The sequence below is a fragment of the Desulfobotulus sp. genome, assembly GCF_034006065.1.
Taxonomy (GTDB): Bacteria; Desulfobacterota; Desulfobacteria; order Desulfobacterales; family ASO4-4; genus Desulfobotulus.
This window is the reverse complement of the sequence record NZ_JAVETM010000041.1, coordinates 1-18,933: the sequence shown is the minus strand read 5'-3', so window position 1 is coordinate 18,933 and position 18,933 is coordinate 1. Positions and strand designations below refer to the sequence as shown.

General features: G+C 49.2%; 15 protein-coding genes. 5 read left to right on the top strand and 10 right to left on the bottom strand.

Going from position 1 to position 18,933, the window contains the following annotated elements:
* Window positions 1–4: 4 nt before the first annotated feature.
* The 7 genes from RBR60_RS13440 to RBR60_RS13410 all read right to left on the bottom strand — a co-directional run bounded on the left by RBR60_RS13440 (window position 5) and on the right by RBR60_RS13410 (window position 9,307).
* A complete protein-coding gene (locus tag RBR60_RS13440; RefSeq protein ID WP_320357637.1) occupies window positions 5–1,021 on the bottom strand; it encodes an ABC transporter permease in 1,017 nt (338 codons plus the stop codon).
* A gap of 3 nt (window positions 1,022–1,024) precedes the next feature.
* The gene (locus RBR60_RS13435) at window positions 1,025–2,122 is read right to left on the bottom strand and encodes a microcin C ABC transporter permease YejB (protein WP_144684353.1); all 1,098 of its coding nucleotides are present in this window, start codon (window positions 2,120–2,122) and stop codon (window positions 1,025–1,027) included.
* Complete coding sequence (locus RBR60_RS13430; RefSeq protein WP_320357632.1) at window positions 2,119–3,939, bottom strand: extracellular solute-binding protein; 1,821 nt, start codon at window positions 3,937–3,939, stop codon at window positions 2,119–2,121. Before RBR60_RS13430 ends, RBR60_RS13435 begins: the two co-directional genes overlap by 4 nt.
* Window positions 3,940–4,097: 158 nt before the next feature.
* Entirely contained in the window at window positions 4,098–6,071 is a 1,974-nt protein-coding gene (locus RBR60_RS13425) for a TonB-dependent receptor domain-containing protein (RefSeq protein ID WP_320357630.1), read from the bottom strand.
* A gap of 10 nt (window positions 6,072–6,081) precedes the next feature.
* Window positions 6,082–6,948, bottom strand: coding sequence for a hypothetical protein (locus tag RBR60_RS13420; protein ID WP_320357628.1), 867 nt, complete (start codon window positions 6,946–6,948; stop codon window positions 6,082–6,084).
* A 200-nt stretch (window positions 6,949–7,148) separates the two neighbouring features.
* On the bottom strand, window positions 7,149–8,519 hold the full coding sequence (locus tag RBR60_RS13415; protein ID WP_320357626.1) for a sigma-54 interaction domain-containing protein: 1,371 nt from the start codon (window positions 8,517–8,519) through the stop codon (window positions 7,149–7,151).
* A 344-nt stretch (window positions 8,520–8,863) separates the two neighbouring features.
* A complete protein-coding gene (locus RBR60_RS13410; protein WP_320357624.1) occupies window positions 8,864–9,307 on the bottom strand; it encodes a hypothetical protein in 444 nt (147 codons plus the stop codon).
* 483 nt (window positions 9,308–9,790) lie between these two features.
* On the opposite strand from RBR60_RS13410, the gene RBR60_RS13405 reads away from it, so the two are divergent.
* From RBR60_RS13405 to RBR60_RS13395, 3 genes are all read left to right on the top strand, one after another.
* Window positions 9,791–10,774 carry a restriction endonuclease gene (locus RBR60_RS13405; RefSeq protein WP_320357622.1) on the top strand — a complete coding sequence of 328 codons (984 nt, stop codon included), beginning with the start codon at window positions 9,791–9,793 and terminating at the stop codon, window positions 10,772–10,774.
* 93 nt (window positions 10,775–10,867) lie between these two features.
* Window positions 10,868–12,163 carry an AAA family ATPase gene (locus RBR60_RS13400; RefSeq protein ID WP_320357620.1) on the top strand — a complete coding sequence of 432 codons (1,296 nt, stop codon included), beginning with the start codon at window positions 10,868–10,870 and terminating at the stop codon, window positions 12,161–12,163.
* A gap of 2 nt (window positions 12,164–12,165) precedes the next feature.
* Window positions 12,166–12,606: a hypothetical protein gene (locus tag RBR60_RS13395; protein ID WP_320357618.1), complete on the top strand. Its 441-nt coding sequence runs from the start codon at window positions 12,166–12,168 to the stop codon at window positions 12,604–12,606.
* 282 nt (window positions 12,607–12,888) lie between these two features.
* Here the strand turns inward: RBR60_RS13395 and RBR60_RS13390 are convergent, their stop codons facing one another.
* The 3 genes from RBR60_RS13390 to RBR60_RS13380 form a co-directional block, all read right to left on the bottom strand.
* The gene (locus tag RBR60_RS13390) at window positions 12,889–13,452 is read right to left on the bottom strand and encodes a transposase (RefSeq protein WP_320357658.1); all 564 of its coding nucleotides are present in this window, start codon (window positions 13,450–13,452) and stop codon (window positions 12,889–12,891) included.
* A gap of 362 nt (window positions 13,453–13,814) precedes the next feature.
* On the bottom strand, window positions 13,815–14,504 hold the full coding sequence (locus tag RBR60_RS13385) for a nucleotidyl transferase AbiEii/AbiGii toxin family protein (RefSeq protein WP_320357616.1): 690 nt from the start codon (window positions 14,502–14,504) through the stop codon (window positions 13,815–13,817).
* The gene (locus tag RBR60_RS13380) at window positions 14,501–15,121 is read right to left on the bottom strand and encodes a type IV toxin-antitoxin system AbiEi family antitoxin domain-containing protein (RefSeq protein ID WP_265424293.1); all 621 of its coding nucleotides are present in this window, start codon (window positions 15,119–15,121) and stop codon (window positions 14,501–14,503) included. Before RBR60_RS13380 ends, RBR60_RS13385 begins: the two co-directional genes overlap by 4 nt.
* A gap of 260 nt (window positions 15,122–15,381) precedes the next feature.
* Between RBR60_RS13380 and RBR60_RS13375 the strand changes: the two genes are divergently transcribed.
* Together RBR60_RS13375 and RBR60_RS13370 are read left to right on the top strand one after the other, a co-directional pair.
* The gene (locus RBR60_RS13375; RefSeq protein ID WP_320357611.1) at window positions 15,382–16,596 is read left to right on the top strand and encodes a transposase; all 1,215 of its coding nucleotides are present in this window, start codon (window positions 15,382–15,384) and stop codon (window positions 16,594–16,596) included.
* A 182-nt stretch (window positions 16,597–16,778) separates the two neighbouring features.
* Complete coding sequence (locus RBR60_RS13370; protein WP_320357608.1) at window positions 16,779–18,539, top strand: TIGR03768 family metallophosphoesterase; 1,761 nt, start codon at window positions 16,779–16,781, stop codon at window positions 18,537–18,539.
* Window positions 18,540–18,933: the final 394 nt, after the last annotated feature.

The following is an 18,933-nucleotide window of genomic DNA, read 5'->3' as shown; positions in this document are numbered from 1 at the left end:
CCCCCTACCCTTCATGCCGTGGATCAAAGGCATCCCTCACCCCTTCCCCGATAAAAACCAGCAGGCTCAGCATGGAGGCCAGCACGGCAAAGGCGGCAATGCCGATCCAGGGAGCATCCAGATTTTCCTTTCCCTGTGCAAGCAGCTCTCCCAGAGACGGGGAGCCGGGAGGCAGGCCGAATCCGAGAAAATCCAGGGATGTGAGGGTGGTGATGGCACCGTTGAGCACAAAGGGCAGAAAGGTCAGGGTGGCCACCATGGCATTGGGCAGCACATGGCGAAAGAGCACCACCCGGTCCGGAAGTCCCATGCAGCGGGCGGCTTTCACATAGCCTAAGTTCCGGCAGCGCAGCACCTCGGCCCGCACCACATCCACCATGCCCATCCATGAAAACAAGAGCATGATGAAGAGCAGCACAAAAAAGCCCGGCTGCATGAAACTTGAAAGGATGATGAGCAGATAGATCATGGGAAGACCGGACCAGATTTCCATGAAGCGCTGGCCAAAAAGATCCACCTTGCCGCCGAAATACCCCTGCACCGCCCCGGCCACAATGCCCACAAGCGTACTGAAAACCGCCAGACAAAGACCAAAAAGCACGGAGACCCGGAACCCATAAAGCAGCCTTGCCAGAATATCCCGGCCATGGTCATCGGTTCCCAGCCAGTTCCCCGCACCGGGTGCAGCAGGATATACCCCCTCCCTTGCAAGGTTCACCGTATGCCATGAAAAGCGCACCGGCGGCCAGAGCATCCAGCCATGGGCCTCTGCCATGGCAATGACCGCTGGGTCCGTGAAATCCGCATCCGTTTCAAAGTACCCACCCAACAGGGTTTCCGGGATCTCAGAAAAAACGGGAAAATACATTCTATCCTGAAAATACAGTACAAGGGGCCTTTCATTGGCAATGAACTCGGAAAAAATACTTGCCGTGAAAAGCGTCATGAAAATCCATAAGGAGATCCATGCCCTGCGGTTGCTGGCAAAGGTTTTCATCCGTCGGCGGGTAACGGCACGCATGGTTCACACTCCCCCTGCATCAAAATGGATTCGCGGGTCCACCAGCACATAGGTGATGTCCGAGAGTATTTTCACAAACAGGCCCATGAGGGTGGAGATATAAAGCCCGGCAAACATCACGGGATAATCCCGGTTCATGGTGGCCTCAAAGCCCATGAGCCCCAGACCGTCCAGAGAAAAGATCACCTCGATCATCATGGAACCCGTAAAGAAAATGCCAAGAAAGGTTCCGGGCAGCCCTGCAATGACAATGAGCATGGCATTTCGGAACACATGGCCGAAAAGCACCCGTCCTTCGCTGGCTCCCTTGGCTCTGGCCGTGGTCACATACTGATGGCGGATTTCATCCAGAAAGCAGTTTTTGGTGAGCATGGCAAAACCGGCAATCCCCCCGATGGTCATGGCAAGGATGGGCAGGGCCAGATGATGAAAATAATCAAGAACTTTTCCCGTAAAGGACAGTTCATGGAAATGATCGGAAACAAGCCCCCTGAGGGGAAACCACTCCAGATAACTGCCCCCTGCAAAGATAACGATGAGGATCACGGCAAAGAGAAAGACGGGAATGCTGTTGCAGATCACGATGACAAAGCTGGTCCACACATCAAAGGGTGAGCCGTGGCGCACGGCCTTGCGGATTCCCAGAGGGATGGAAACCAGATAGATCACAAGGGTGCTCCAGAGCCCCAGAGACAGGGATACGGGCATTTTCTCCCCGATCATGCCGAGAATGCTCCGGTCTTTGAAAAAACTCTCCCCGAAATCCAGAAGAAGATAGCTTTTCAGCATGGAAAAAAACCGCTCATGCAGCGGCCTGTCAAAACCAAAACGTTTCTCAATTTCCGCCACCAGCTCCGGGGAAATCCCGTCCCTGCCCCGATAGGCGGAAGTGCTGTCCAAAGAGGTTTCCACCATGGAAATGGCATCCCCTTCTGCGCCGGTGATGCGCTCCAGCGCCCGGTCGCCCCTGCCCTCCATGCGGCTGATCACCTGTTCCACCGGCCCGCCGGGAGCCAGCTGCACAAGGAAAAAATTTAAGGCCAGAATCCCCAGAAGGGTGGGAACAAGGAGAAAAACCCTTTTTGCGATATAGGCAATCATGGTGCATCCTCCGCAGATGGGGCGGCTGCCCGGTCTGCTTCTCCGTACCACCATGTGCTCACCCCCCTGCCCCAGAGCGGAGGCCTGTCCGGAGACTGAATGTGGACAGCCCTTGCCAGATATCGGCGCTTTCCCGCACCAAAGGGAATGACATAATGACCGTGGCGCAGTATGCGGTCCAGAGCCCGGACATAGGGGATCATCTCCCGGCGGCTTGCGGCGGAAAGGATCTTTTCTATGAGGCGGTCTGCCACAGGATCGGCAATGCCCATGAAATTCCGCTGATCCTTCCGGTCACGGCTTGCGGAATGAAAGGCCACGGCAAGCTCCCGGCCCGGCCTGTAAGCCGCCCCGAATCCTGCCACGATCATGTCAAAATCGCAGTCCCGCAGACGGCGGGTGTACTGGGGGCCATCCACCATGTGAATCCGCATCTCTATGCCAAGGCGTCCGAGGCTGCGGGCAAAGGGCAGGAGCATGCGCTCCTCCCTGCGGGAATCCGTGAGAAACTGAAACCGAAAAACCTGCTTTGTTTTTTCATGCACCCTTCTGCCCCCTTCCATCCCCCAGCCTGCTTCCCTGAGCAGCCTGTCCGCCGCCATGAGACCTTCCCGGTTATGGCCGCTTCCGTCCGTCAGAGGCAGGCTCAGGGGATTTTCCAGTATGCCTTCGGGCAGGGCATCCCCGAAGGATCGCAGAATGGCAGCTTCCCCTTCACCGGCAAGGGGCGGGGCTTTCATGTCTGAATTTTCAAAATAGCTTTCCGTTCTCTCATATTCACCATAATAAAAACGGCGGTTGGCCCATTCAAAATCAAAGGCAAACAGCATGGCCTTTCTTACCCCCCTGTCCGCAAACACAGGCCTTCTGGTATTCATCACAAGGCCATACATGCCCGATGGCTCCCGGTTCTCCAGCGTCTGTTTCAGGATACGGCCATCCTCAAAGCGGGGGCCTTCATAGCGGGTGGCCCAGTTTTTCACGGAAGACTCAAAGCGAAAATCATAAAGCCCTGCGCGGAAGGCCTCCATGGCCACCGTATCATCCCGAAAATACTCATAACGGATGCGGTCAAAATTCCAGCGTCCCCGGTTTACGGGGTGGTCTGCGGCCCAGTAATCCGGCCTGCGCACATAAACCACACGCCTGCCCGCTTCCACCTCCGCCACGGCATAGGGACCGGAACCCATGGGCGGGGTGAGATCCGCACGGCCAAAGTCCTTATCCTCCCAGTAATGGGCCGGAAGAATCTGCAGGCGACCCACCATGAGAACAAGGGAGGGGTTCTGCTCTTCCCGGAAATCAAAACGCACCCGGTTGCCGGAAAGGACGGTCACGGCTGCCACGGCCTCGCTGTAACGGCGCAGGGCGGAGCCGAAGTGGGCCTGCAGCATTTCCCATGAAAACACCACATCCTCCCCACGGACGGGGCTGCCATCGGCAAAGCGGGCTTCGGGGTGCAGCTGAAAAATCACATGGGAAAGATCCGGAGGCACATGAATTTCCGAAGCCAGCAGGCCATAGGCCACATCCCGCTCATCCTCGCTTTCCACAAGAAGGGTGTCGTAGATCAGATGAATGCCTTCCGCAGGGCGGCCCTTGAGCAGCAGGGGATTGAAGCTGTCAAAGGTGCCGATGGTGTGGCAGCGCAGTTCTCCGCCCTTGGGCGCATGGGGATTCACGTAGGAAAAATGGGTGAAGTCAGAGGCATAGAGAGGCTCGCCATCCGCACTAAAGGCGTGGAGGGCCAGAGCCGTTCCATGGGGAAGCATGATCAAAAACAGACAGAAATAAAACAACATACGCAGCACACACATACCCGGACACCCGATTCTTACAAAACAAACCAGCAGAATGCAGGCACCCGCAGGGGGTGCCGCCACACAAGCAGGCAGACGCAAAGCCTGCCCTGCATCAATCCAGAGCCATCCCCCTCTCCCAACAGGAAAAGGGGATGACCCGGTAATCGCAAAGATCAGAAACGATACCCGAATGAAACCCTCAGGTTCCGGCCAATGCCCGCACCGGAATCCTTGAAATGATAGGCCCGGTAGCTTTCGTCCAGCAGATTGTCCACAAAGATCCCTGCGGAAAGGCCATCGAGAGAACCGCTCCGGCCTTCCCAGCGGGCAAAGAGTCCATGAATATTGTGGGACTCCCAGGTTTTGCCTTCGGCCTTGAAGGACTCCACAAAACGGCCATGCCAGCCAAGGCGCAGACCCGTTTCTACAAAATGGTAATGGATTCGGCTCTGGAACACTCCGGGGGTTGCCCCGGCCCAGCTGTCTTTGTCCGAAGACTCCCGGTTATCAACCTTCGCATAGGTGAAGAGCATGCCAAAATCCCCGATACCGTAAGTGGCTGCCAGCTCATAGCCCTGACGTTTGGCGGATTCAATGTTCACGGTCTGCACAATGCGCTCAAAGGAATGGGGAGGGTCCAGATCTTTCAGGGTTTTGATGCTGATCAGATCCTCAATATCCTCAATGAACCAAACGGCCTTGAACCGAAGGGCATCCCTGTGGCTGAAAAGCCCGTTGCGGCTCACATGCATGCCAAACTCCCGTGTTTTGGCCGTTTCCGGCTTGAGGTCCGGGTTGGCCAGCACCCGAATGTGTACGGGAGGATTCATAAAATCCAGCTCCGTGTACATCTCACTCACCAGAGGCGGGCGGAAGGCTTCGGCATAGCTGGCATAAAACCCAAGGCTCTCCAGAGGATTCCAGCTTAGGGAAACCCGTGGGTTCAGGCGGGAGTCACTGCCGTCACCGGCATCGGAACGTTTGCCACTGCGGTCAAACCAGGTATAGCGAAGACCGGAAATGATAAGAATCTTTCCATCCGCCAGCGCCATCTCATCCTGAATGAAAAGTCCGCCGTCCCTGCCTTCTCCGGGAGGATCGGCCCAGCTGTCCGTCTGGGGTGCATATTCATCCTTATAGAAATCCCCGCCCACCACCACCCGATGACGTGTGGGGCCTGCCGCAAAACGCATGGCATTCTGCACATCCACACCGGAAGAGGTAAATTTCAGGCCATTTCTGACATTATTAAACTGATCTTCTTTCCGTTCAGAATGCATGAGGGTCATGCGGGTATCCACCCACTGGCTGCCGGGATCCAGCTCCAGCGCGGCAAGAAAGCGGTTCTGCTCGCTCTCGTACCAGTTCCCCTCATCCGGATATTTGTAGGCCTGCTCATAGCGGGATGCACTGAAACTCACCCGCCTGCCTTCATCGGGAATCCAGGAAGCCTTCATCAGATGCTGCTGCCTGTCTCCGGAAAGACGGGTCTTGGCCCTGTCCGGATCACTGGATGTATAGGAGCCGTAATCCCTGTATGAGGAAAAAGCCAGAAGATCCGCATCCCCGCTTCTGCCATAGGCCATTAGGCTCCCGTCCCGGCTGCTGTCCGCCGTGGAGGCCCCCGCACGCAAAGAAACGCCAAAGGACTGGCCCGGTCGCAGCAGATCTGCCGCATCTTTGGTGGTAAAGGCAATAACACCGCCGATACCGCCTCCGCCGTGCAGGGTGGAGGCCGGTCCCCTCACCACTTCCACGGCCTTGAGAAGATCCGGGTCCAGCAGAATGGTGGTCTGGGCATCCCCTGCCTTCTGCACATAATTTTCCCTTGCCCCGTCTATTTTAATGATGGTCTGGCTTTCGGGAAGACCCCGCAGGGCAGGCTGACGGCTGTGTCCCGTTCCCCCTGAAATGTCCACACCGGGCAGGGTGGAAAGAATATCCGTGATATCCCCTGCTCCCCTGTCCTTGAGGGCATCCCCCTCCAGGCGATCCGCCGAAGCAGGAAGCCGAAGAAGATCACTTTCCGTGCGGGTGGCCGTGACCACCACCCCATCCATTTCCAGATCCTTGGGCCCATCCGCCATGGCAAAGGGAGGCAGAAAGGCCAGTGTTATCATCCATACCGCCCATTTTTTACAAAACATCCCGTACTCCTTACCGATTTTTAAAGGGTGAAAAGGCCATGATCCACTGCTGCATCCGGGCAGGATAATCCATGGGTTCGCCGCCGCTCACATGGGGAAGGGCAAAGAGGGCAAGATCCCGCAGGGCAGGAACCTCCAGAAGCGCCCTGTCTCCGGCCAGCTCTCCATGGAGAAGCCCCAGCCCCACCTGAGCATCACCCGTGAACACCAGCACATCGGGCCGCACGTCTTTCAGGGCAAGGAGGCTCTGCAAGACTTCCGGCCCCTCACCGGACACAAGGGATCCTCCCACCTCCTCGCAGCCCATGGGCCGGAGAAGATGCTGACAGCAGAAGGTGTCCGGGCCTTCGGCAACCAGATAGTGCTGGCCCGTTTCCGGATGGACCATGCCAAGGAAAACCGCCACCTTCAGCCCAAGGTTCCGGGGCATGGTTTCCGCAAGTCCGGCCATTTTCTCCCCGTATCCCTTAATCAGCCTTGCCCCTTCCTTCTCCCTTTCAAAAATTCTTCCCGCATCCATCACAGCCTTTTCAAGCCCCTGCGTAAAATCCACCACATCCACCCGATAGCCCTCCTGCCGGAGTTCTTCCTCCATGGAGGCGGGATTCATGCCAGACCAGCCCGGCCCATCCGGCCCGTCCTTTTCCAGCACAATCCAGTTCACGCCCATGCGCTTGGCTGCGGTATACAGCACCCTTCGCTTATCCCCCATGATGCACCGGGTGCATTCCAGCTGGGGGATACCGGGGAATATTCTTTCAATCTGGGGAATCTGGGAGGTCACCATGCCCCGGCCCAGAATTCCCAGATGCCGGGCCACATCCGAAAGCTTATCCCCTATCAGAATCACATCCGGCATCCTTGCTCCGCTCATCATACCCTTCTCCTTCGTTCATCCGTTAAAGTCACATTTCCGAAGGGCTGTAGTGCAGGGTACATGCCATAGGCTAAATATATTTTAACTGCCTAAAAAATAAGGCCACACCATTTTCTTTATGGAAAATGGAATGACCTGAAGGGGAAGAATGCTGCCCACCCCCATTAAGACACAAGAAAAAACACTTCTAATTCAAGTGTTTATTTGCATTGGGAAGCAATATTCCCATATTGGGAATCCTTCTTCCCAATGCCATGCCGCTGCATCTTGGTATAAAGACTTCTCCGGTCTATGCCAAGAATCCGCGCAGCCTCACTTCGGTGGAAACCCGTTTCCTCAAGGGTTTTCCGAATCACCGCCGCCTCCATCAGGGCCATCTGCTCCTGCAGGGTTCCGCAGGCAGGCAAAACCGTAGCAGTCCTGAGCCCAAAGGCTTTCCCCCGCTCCGGAAGATCAAGGGAGTGCAACAGGCTATAACGCCGGATCACATTGCAAAGCTCCCGCACATTGCCGGGCCAGTCATGGGCCATGAGGCGATGAAGCTCCGCCGCTCCCAGAGGCGGTGTACCGGGCAGACTCTCCAGAAAATGGCTGACCAGCAGGGGGATATCCGCCTTTCTCTCCTTTAAGGAGGGAACATGAAGGGGCACCACATGGATGCGATAAAAAAAATCTTCCCGCATTTTTCCCTGCCGTACCCATTCTTCCAGATTCCGGTTGGTGGCCGCAAGGATGCGAAAATCCGGGTGACGGATTTCCCGGCTGCCCACGGGACTAAAGCCCCCTCCTTCTATGGCCCGGAGAAGGCGGGTCTGCATGGAAAGGGGAATTTCTCCGATTTCATCCAGAAAAAGCGTGCCGCCGTGGGCCTTATCCAGAATGCCCGGCTGATCCCGGTCTGCTCCGGAAAAGGCCCCTTTTCTGTAACCGAAAAATTCGCTTTCCATGAGGTTTTCCGGAATGGCTCCGCAGTTCACCGGAACAAAGGCCCCGTTCCTGCGCGGACTCTGATCATGGATGGCCCGGGCCAGAAGCTCCTTGCCCGTACCCGAAGCTCCGTAGAGAATAACGGCGGCATCGCTTGCCGCCGCCTGCTTCACAAGCCGGAATACGGCCATCATCTCCGGTGTCTGCCCAATGATACCGGGAATGACGGGAGCTGGCGCAGGGCTGTCTTCCCGGCAACGCAGACGGCCAATCTCTTCCCTGAGTTCCCTTTCCATGGTTTTGAATGCCGTAAAATCCGTTACAAAACCTTCGGCACCAAGCAGATGGCCCTTTTCATCGTAAACGCCCTCCCCCTGATCCCACACCCATCTGTCTGAATGCAGAAGGGAGTTGACCCGATACACCAGCTGGTAAGGCTCCTTCCGAGCCAGCGCCCTTTCCAGAGATTCCAGAACATGGGGATAGCTTTCCTCATGCACCATATTCCCAAGGCAGGTGACCCCGGAGCGGATTTTTTCCCAGGCAAGATCCCCGAAAAGACGGCGGGCACCTTCACTGGCATAGGTGAGGGTCCAGAATTCATCCCTTCGGCGATGATAGGCCATGCCGGGCAAACTGCGCATCAGGACCGAAAATTTTTCTTCCGGATGATCCGACAGAAGGCTTTGATTTTTTTGAAACGGCTTTTGTGCCATAGTTACCTTCCTTTCCAGAAAGGTGTTTTTCAGAATGTATTTTTTTTGTCAAACCTAAAATAATAATAGCGGAACACCCACCCACGAATACGGCTTTTTCCCGGTACCATTCTGATCAGACCATGGGGTTCCCTGCCCTTCACCACTTTTTTCCGGGCCAGACCAAAACGGGAGTCTCCACCCCAAAGGTGAACCTCCCGCAACTCAGGCCGGTGATTGCATGGCAGAGACCAGATTGCCAACAGCAAAAGCCCTGGTTTCCTCGTGCCTGTTCAGTAAATACCCCGGTTCAGACCATCCCGTATGGCAGAAATAATTTTACTGCCCCGGATCGTAGCACCGGAAAATCCATCCACATCCGCCACCACATTTCCCGGATTGTAGAGATCCAAAACGGCACTCAGCGGCTTTCCTTCCAGATAGGCCAGCACCATTCCATGCTGACGTAGAACGGGCCAATCCACATCCCCCTCTTTTGCACGCCTGTAGTCCTTACCCTTATACTGCAAATGCCTGAAGGAAAGCTTGGTCAGAAGTCCGTCTTTCAGATGAAACTCAATGCTGATCTGCTGCTCCCCGCCATCGCCATACACGCCCCTGTACCGGCCATCGGGGTGGATCTGCAGGGCTGGGTCCACCGCCCTTTTTGATGTGCATCCCATGCCAAGCATGGCCGCCAGCATCAGAACCATGGCTGCAATCAGGTATTTTTTCATGTTTTTCCTCTTTTGCTCCATATTGTTAATGGTATCCGCATTCTTATCAGCCCCAGCTCTTTCACCCTGAAAATGGATGAAAAGAGTTTGATTTGACTAACACTTTTCAAACTGAAAAATCAAGGCATTTTTGTGAGGATTGGCTTGTGCGGGGTGTGTGGGTGGAAGGTGAGGAATAATGTATTGCGGCTGGTGGGGGTTAAAAAATGGGGAGGAAAAACTTGCCTTAATGGATGGGCTGGGCTATGGAAATTGGATCGTTTTTCAGACGCTGTGGGAACTGCTTTTTGATGGGGATTTTTACAGGGGCTGGAAATCTGAAATAGGTAGTTTTCTGTCCAGCATGATACATGCGGGATTATACGGTTAGGAAAGTATTTTCTTGTGGCTTTTTTTGTCTGGGGTTTTTAAAAAAATGGTGGTTGTACGGAACCACACAATAATATGTTGCCCACAAATAACCTGATTACATAGGCATATTTAATGGATGTAAAGAAACTTAATTGGGAAGCATTTGAGACTCTAGTTGCTAGGCTACTATCTGCCTCTGGTAATGTAATACTAGAGCAGAGTAGGTATGGAGTATCTGGCCCTGATTTGGTGCTGAGATCACCATCTGGAAATAATATTCTTGTCGAAGTGAAGCATTTCAAACGGCAAGTTACTTTACCAGCCGCCATAGTAAGAAAAATTACACATGATCTTGAAAGGTATTCTAAGCTAGAGAATGTGGATCATTTGTTGTTAGTAACTTCGAATGAACTAAGCAAAGGTGCTTTAGAAGAAATTTCAAAATACAAAAATGTTAAAGTGCTTGGACCTTCTTGGATACTGGAATCCTTGAGGAAAAATCCAAAAATAGAGAGGGAGTTTAGTTCGCTTATCGATGCTATAGATCAGATCGAGGCACCTATAAATGATGATAAGGAATCACCTTCTGAAAATAGTTTGATTTCAGAGCTGAAAAAGCTGCCTCCCGGAAAGGGCCATTGGCGTGAGTACGAAGATCTTTGCGTAAAAATACTTAATTATCTTTTTCTCAATCCTCTGGCACCTCCAAAAATACAGAATCGAACAGAAGATGGCTTAGATATTAGAGATGCCATTTATCCCATCAGATTAGGAAATCCCCATTGGGACACTTTAAGAAATGAATGTCGATCAAGGTTTATGGTTGCAGAGTTTAAGAATTACACTGATCCACCCGGGCAACGAGAAGTAGAGTCTATACAGCAATATTTGTACCCAAAGGCGATGCGTAGTTTTGGCGTTTTGTGTTCGAGACAGCCAGTAAGTGAACCTGCTCATAAGCAAAGGCGTAGAGCTTGGGTTGAAAGCGAGAAACTAATCGTAATGCTATGTGATATTGATTTGATTGAAATGATTCAGTTAAAAGACTCTGGTGAAGAACCATTTGAGGTAATTGACGCGCAGCTGGAAGAGTTCTTTTCAGTATTATGTGCATAAAAATAACTAACAAGGCAAATCCAGCCGACGCGCCAAAGGCACGCGGCTGATTTGCGGCGTTAGATTTTTTTGTAAAATGAGAGGTGAAATATTATGCAAAAAATAAAAATTGTAAACTTTGGTCCAATCAAGCATGTAGAGATAGATGTTAATGACTTTATGGTATTTATTGGGCCACAGGCAAGTGGAAAAAGCACTATTAGCAAGAGTGTTTATTTTTTTAAATCCCTCAAAGACGATTTGTTAAGATATGTTATTGAATCAATAGATAATAAATCTTTTGATAACCCGATAGTAAGTTTTTTAAAAAGGATTAGAGCAAAATTCCTTGATTTTTGGGGTCCAACGTTGCATTTGAGCAAACTAACTCTTGAATATCATTATAAAGAGAATATCAGTTTGGTTATTGGATTAAATCGTGGATATGTAAATCCTATATTTAGTCAATTATTTCTTGAACATTTTAATAATATTATTTCTGAAGCCAAAGCCTATATAGATAAAATTTCTAATCGCAATCTTCAGTTTATGTCGTCTAGTGATTTTCTTGCCGCTGAATCTGAAAAAAGAATGTTCATTAACAGAATTGAGAATCATATTGCTGAACTTTTCGGTGATAATAAAGAGTTAGTATTTATACCAGCCGGAAGAAGTTTGCTTGCAACAGTTTCAGAACAGATTCAATCAATTCATCCGCATAAACTTGATTATTTAATGCGATCATTTGCCGACAGAATAATGAATGCAAAACATTTTTTTTCAAAAAGTTTATATGAATTAGTAACAGACAAGAAAAAATTCACAGAAGAAAAAATTGAATTTAATAATGTCTATTTCGCACAGAAACTTATTGAAAATATTTTAAAAGGGGAATACCGATCCGATTCTGAGGGTGAAAAGCTATATTTTGAACCTAAAAAATATGTAAAGATAAATTATGCTTCATCAGGTCAGCAAGAGGTAATTTGGATTCTCCTTTTGATATTTTTGCTTATTTTGGAAAGCAGACAAGTTTTCATAGTATTTGAAGAACCGGAAGCCCATCTTTATCCCGAGTCACAAAAACAAATTATAGATTTGATCTCGTTATTGGCAACTGTTGAAAGCAATCAAGTTATCATTACTACACATAGTCCCTATATTTTATCATCGCTAAATAATCTTCTTTATGCATACAGCATTGGTCAAAAACGCCCTAAAGAAACTAAAAATATTGTTGATAAAAGACTTTGGATAAATCCTGATCAATTAAATGCTTTTTTTGTTTCCGAAGGATGTATTCATAACATCATTGATGATGAGTTCAGATTGATAAAATCAGAAGCAATAGATAGTGCATCTATTATAATTAACAATACCTATAATTTACTTTTCGATTTGGATAATTAACAATGCTATGCTCTGAATTTGAAAATCATAATTGTGCTTCATGCAACAATAATCCGATAATTGTTGCACGGGAAAACAAATGCGAATATCGGTTGCTCAATAAATCTAATGAAAAGATATGTAAAGTAAAAATTGATGGTTGTTACGTTCACGAAGGCAGAAAATGTGACTATTTGATATTACAATGCGTTAAGAAAATTGCATATTTTATTGAACTAAAGGGCAGTTCAATGTTAGACGCTGTTGATCAAATAACTCAAACTATTGATATACTTATAAATATAGTGGATAAAGTTGAATCTGTAAATGGAAGAATAGTTTTAACAAAAGTATCTGTGCCGAATATAAAAAATAATCCAAAGATACTACGATTAGAAAAAAAATTACGAGCATTAAATGGCAATTTACGAAAAGAAACAATAAAACTTATTGAAATAATATAAAAAATCTAACAAATAAGGATAGATCGTGTGAGGAACGAACCACGATCTCATCCGGTGTTGAACCAGCCCGTAGCGGCACAACCCCAAGCCTGACAGGGCTCTTTATAATATGAAAATAGCTTTTGGGAGAAGAGGGGTGTTCTGGGTTTATCTGTAAGGAAGGATTTTCAAAGGGCGCAGAGGGGCAAGGCCTTTTACAAGGCATAAAAAAAAGCATTGTATTTTCATAAGCTTGTCACCTCCGCTATTTGATTCATGCCTGGTGATAGCCAAAGAGCTCTTTCATCCGGGCTTCAAAAGGAAAAAAAGCACCTTCATGGGAGCCTTGCAGCGGGGACAGGTGAAAGAAGCTCCTGGTACAGGTTTCAAGCTCTCAAGCTGGACATGCAGGACAAGCTGGACGAGAAAAAGGAGCTTTTTGGCCTTGCTATGGAGAAATCCATAATCCCTGATCCTTCGAAAGCCCTTTGGCAGTACATGCTTAAGGATAAGATGAAGAAAATCCTCGCCCTTCAGCGTCCTGTACTGAATGTTCCCCGTGTTTTCGGTGTACCGGAAGGTTACCCTTCCTTCTTTGCTGGAAAGGATATTTTTTTCCGATATCACTCCCCGGTAGAGATAGCGTGAGAGATATTTGATGGCGGGGAGGCCCTTTCCAACCCGCGTGCAATGCACTACCCATTCCGACCGGATTCCTGTCGGTACCGTCAGGCTTTCTTTGTTCAGAGCATCAAGGAAGCGGGCACGAAAAACCTTTGCCAGGGCCTTTTCATTGAAAAGATACTTCCGGTCTTTTTTCTTCCACTGTTTCCTGTTTTTATCAATTCCCCCTCCTGGAATTACCACATGCAGGTGGGGATGATACTCAAGTTTTCTCGAATGAAGGTACTTTCGTAAACAACCATAGGACACCCACTTTGTTGTTTCATCACGTAGTTCTGCACAGAGGTGTCGTGTCTTTCCTTCCGAAAAAAAGACCACTTATGGCAAGCTATTTGGCAAAAGCAATTATGACCAAGGACCTGCCGGTTTCCAGACAATGTCGTCCGAAACACCTTTAATGACCGGATCTAAAAACGATTCCACTGCTGCCGTTATGCCCTGAAAAGATGCAGGCACGTGATCCTGTTTCAATCTTTTACAAAATGCGGTCCACATGGTTTGCCGTGATAAGCCAAAATTCGCAGAAAAAGCTTCTATAGGATGTTTTAATCCGTCCTGCGCTGTCCGAACGTAAGCTTTACAGCCTCTGCAAGATTGCTGAGTTCAAATTGAAACTGACGGGACAAAAGCCAGATATCATAAAAATCTTTCATACGGCTGTTCAAGTGCCCAAGCTTGACCATTGCCTCAAACTTTTCAGCAATGGCGCTCTCCCGGCTGTAACAAAGTAAGGATGGGGCAGGGAAATCCAGCATACATGGAAGCTCTGCCCTCTCAGGTTCCGGATAGACGATATCTCCAAAACCAATATCCATTTGTATCGTGATTCTGGCGGTTCCCAAAAAACCACGAAATCTTACCCGAACTCCTTCATAATCAGCATCTTCGGTTATTTTTTCAGCCAGAATTGATTCCGGATCAAAACTCAGACCGTCAGGATCAACCGTCACAGCAAGAATGTTACGGATCTGAGAGATGATATTTTTCTCTTGGTTCCAGGTTCTTCTAAGCATATCAATGTCCATGGTCGGCCTGAACTCCGGAGCATTCCATGCCCTGAGCATGAGAGCCCCTTTCAGGATGTAATCCTGTGAGTGGCATGATAGGGACAGACGATACAGGAAACGCTCCATAGCATAATACTGGAGCAGTTCATTAAATGAGCGATTGTCTGCTTTCGACCGGTTAAGGAGGCGCTGTCTTACTGAAGCAGAGATATTTTGATAAGATTTCATATGCTTGCCTCAAGATAGGGGAGCATGACCCTATCCACCCTGCAAATTTTGGCATACTCCATAATTTTTTTATGGTCAAACGTCATTCTGGTTTTATAAAGCTTCAGAGCCTCAAGCACGATATCCATTCCAATTTTATTGCGGAACTTAAAGCAGTCTGCCAGTGTTTTTTCCGGGCTGTAAACCTTCACAAAGATGCCGTCAATCTGGTGTTCCTCTATTCCGGCCTGAAAGGAATCGCTGGAGAATTTATGAAATTTTACGGGAGGATAATCAATTATCGGAGCTTTGCTGTCCTTTCGTATTGCGACAGAAACTTCATGGGGGATCTGAGTCGTTATTTCGTGAAAAGACAGTGCCGAAACAAGGCTGATAACACAATTGGGAATTCTCATGGCAACAATGACAAAATCGGGGTTCGATACGGCTTCCATCTCCGTTAGCCGATAAACTCCCCTTGAGATCTGCTCAAGGTCTCCGGCATCACGTAGCTGGTAAAATACTCTGGGATGAATTCCGGCCAAAAGCGCGTCAGATGTTTTTATAATCCCACCGCTCTGGCGAATAAACTCTTTGGCTTTATCCTGGGCACTGGCCCGATTTTTCTTTCTGGACATAGACAGTATCTACCCCACATATTTATAAGTAAGGTAGATACTATCCAATCAATTCAAAAAATCAAGACTTTTTTGTAAAGATTGGCTTGTGCAGGGGAGTAGATGGAAAGGATGATGAATAATGCATCGGGGGACTGATGGGGGTGAAGAATGAGGAGGGAAAACAGACTAGGATAGGACGCCCCTTTGTTGTTTACATTCTTCCCCTGCTCTTCTATCTTGGCCTTTAAAAACAGTATCTTTTAAGGCAAGGAATCACCATGACCTATCCCCGATCCACCCTCATCAGCCTTGAAAGCACTCCCTGGTATCACTGTGTCTGCCGTTGTGTCCGCAGGCCCTTTCTCTGTGGCAAGGCTAAGCACTCCGGCATAGAGTTTAACCACCGCCGGGGCTGGATCGCAGAGCGCATCATGGAGCTTGCTGCCATTTTTTCCATTGATGTGGCTGCCTATTCGGTCATGAGCAACCACTACCATATTATCCTGCGTGTGGATGAAAACAGGGCTTTGTCATGGTCGGATCATGAGGTTTTCACCCGCTGGATTCAGCTTTTTACAGGCCCGGATGTGGTAAGGCGTTACCTTGCGCAAACCGGAGATCTGACCCATTCGGATCAGCATCAGCTGGCAGAACTTGCTGGCCTCTACCGGAACCGCCTCTATGATATTTCATGGTTCATGCGTATGCTCAATGAGTCCGTTGCCAGGAAAGCCAATCAGGAAGAAGGGATTTCAGGTAGATTCTGGGAGGGCCGGTTCAAAAGTCAGGCTCTTCTCGATGAAAAGGCCATACTGGCGGCCATGGCCTATGTGGATCTCAATCCTGTCCGGGCTGGCATGGCGGCAACACCCGAAGATTCAGAATATACTTCCATCAAGGAAAGGCTGGATGCCCTCAAGGTTTCTCCAGCATTGAATGTACCCGGAAATGCTCCCCTCTCCCCCCGCCCCCCAGACGACAAAGACCCTGGTATGGCAAAAGGCATTGCAACAAATCGGCATGCCGGGTCGCCAACCCTCTCCCAGAGGGTGGCAGGGACAGTCAGCCGTTCTGTTGCAGGAACTCTCCGTAAGCCCCGCAATACGGATTCCTCTTCTTCCGAACCGTCCACTCAACCATCGGATACATCCCCGGATATTCCCCCTGCAAAACCCAGAGCTTCCCTTGCCCCCTTTGACAACCTCACAGATATTTCCTTTGCCATTCCCTTCGGATTCCATGAATATGCAGAGCTGGTGGACTGGACAGGCAGGCAACTCCGGCGAAAGAAGAGGAGCATCCGTGAAAAAGCTCCACCAATTCTAAAGCGGTTAGGTGTGGATGCGGCTCTTTTTGTTTCTTCCATGGATACCCTGCTGGAGCAGTTCGGAACCGCCGTGGGTGATCCGGAAGTATTGAGAATGCACTGCAAGCTCAGGGGGCTTCGATCTGTGCCTGGGATTCGGTGCGATGTCTTTTTTGATGCGGCCTGATGAAGCACGGCTCCATATAAAACTGGATACGGAGCGATTCTGACTTTACGCTGAGCCGCGTCGTAAGTTTTCCCTCCCACCGGTAAAAAACAAAGTTTTTACTGACTATTTTGCTATTTTGACATTTATAGAATGCTCAAAATAGCGCGGATAAATACTTAAATAATAAGGAGAACATCTGAATGAATCCATCGTATTTGTATTTGTATAAAAAGTTCCGTTTAGTCTTACTATCAGGCTTGCTGATTTTCTTTTTATGGGGGTGCTCAGCAGGTAGTAGTGATCCTATAGTATACCCGATTGCCGCTGACGTGCAAACGACAGCTCAAAGGACTATCGTACCAGACCCGCCCCCTGCGACTGCAATCGACCTATGGGAAATTTCCAAATATGATGAATACGGATATGGAAAATGGACCTATGGCCCTGGACTTCCCCACGACAGGCGTCTCGATCTTATGCCGAACGCTTACAATGGTAATGATGTTGTAAAAAAAACAAAACTCCTGAATTTCTTTACCTTCACTGATATTCATATTACCGATAAAGAATCTCCAAATCAGTTGATTTATATTCAAAGTCTGCATCCCAAGCTACCGGTGGGTGCATCAATCTATTCAGGAGTCATGCTTTATACCACGCATGTGCTTGATGCTGCCATGCAGACAGTCAATGCACTTCATCAGCAAAACCCCCTGGACTTCGGTATCTCTCTGGGCGATGCCTGCAACTCCGCACAGTACAACGAAGTACGGTGGTTCATCGATGTCATGGACGGTAAGGTCATAACCCCCAGTTCAGGCGCACATCTTGGAGCCGATACCATTGATTATCAGAAACCTTACAAAGCGGCAGGATTGGATAAGTCCATCCCCTGGTATAAGACGCTGGGTAATCACGATATCTTCTGGATGGGATCCATCCCCGTGGACTACAGCCTGCGTAAGGATCTTCGGCAATCCTATCTTTCCGATGAAGTCTTTGCCACGGGTGATGTCCTGAGTGACCCCCGAAATATTAACAGTCGTGATTACTACGTCGGTGTGCTTGATGGTTCGACACCCTATGGGGATATCAAGTATGCAGGGCCTGTCGAAAATTTCAACAGCCCACCGAAAGTAACTGCTGATCCAGACCGCCGTGCGCTTTTGCGAAATGAGTGGATGCAGGAGTTTTTTGAAACCTCTTCCCTACCGGCAGGTCACGGTTTCAATATGGCTGATGCTAAAGATGGATTTGCCTGCTACAGCTTTATTCCGAAGTCGAATGTTCCGCTCAAGGTGATTGTGCTGGACAACTCACAGAACGAAGACAGTGGTTCCGTCGATATTCACGGTCATGGTTTTTTGGATTCCAAACGTTGGGCTTGGCTTAAAAAAGAACTGGCCGAGGGTTCGGCGGCGGGACAGCTCATGATTATTGCTGCCCACGTTCCTATCGGTGTTGACGAGACGCCAAATTCCCCGATGGGCTGGTGGGTCAATCCGCAAAATGCCGTCACTTATCCGGATCTCATTGCGGAGCTTCAAAGCCATCCGAACCTGATCATGTGGATGTCCGGTCATCGTCATTTGAATACCGTTAAGGCTTTTATCTCATCTGATGCAACCAGGCCGGAAAACGGTTTCTGGCATGTGGAGACGCCATCTCTTAGGGACTTTCCACAGCAATTCAGAACCTTTGAAATTCATTTCAACAAGGATGCTACCATCTCTATAGTGACCACCAACGTTGATCCGGCGGTTCTTGATGGAACGCCTGCGGCAATGTCACGGAAATACGCCGTTGCGACAGCACAGATTGTTGGAACCCTGGATCATGTGACAAAATGGAATCCAACAAATGATCCCACAGTGAAGCCTATGCCAACCGGGTCTTACAACGCAGAGTTACTGGTTCCCCTAAGCCCAGCCATGCAGGAAAAACTGAAAAACTTATTTTGATCATCATTCAGCATCAGCTATTACGAACAATCTTTCTAATGTGAAGCAATTTTGTACAATATAAACCGGGTATGCATGTAACTTTTTTATCCCATTCATGTGCCTCTCCATGGGACACATGAGTGGGATTTTTGCTGTCATTTTACCGACCATTACCCATAGACACTATAGGACTCGACCATAGTTCGACCATCGACTGTCGACCATAGCGACCATAGGACACCGACTTTGTTGTTTCCTCACGTAGTTCTGGCCAGAGGTGCCGTGTCTTTCCTTCCGAAAAAAAAGACCACTTATGGCAAGCTATTTGGCAAAAGCAATTATGACCAAGGACCTGCCGGTTTCCAGACAATGTCGTCCGAAACACCTTTAATGACCGGATCTAAAAACGATT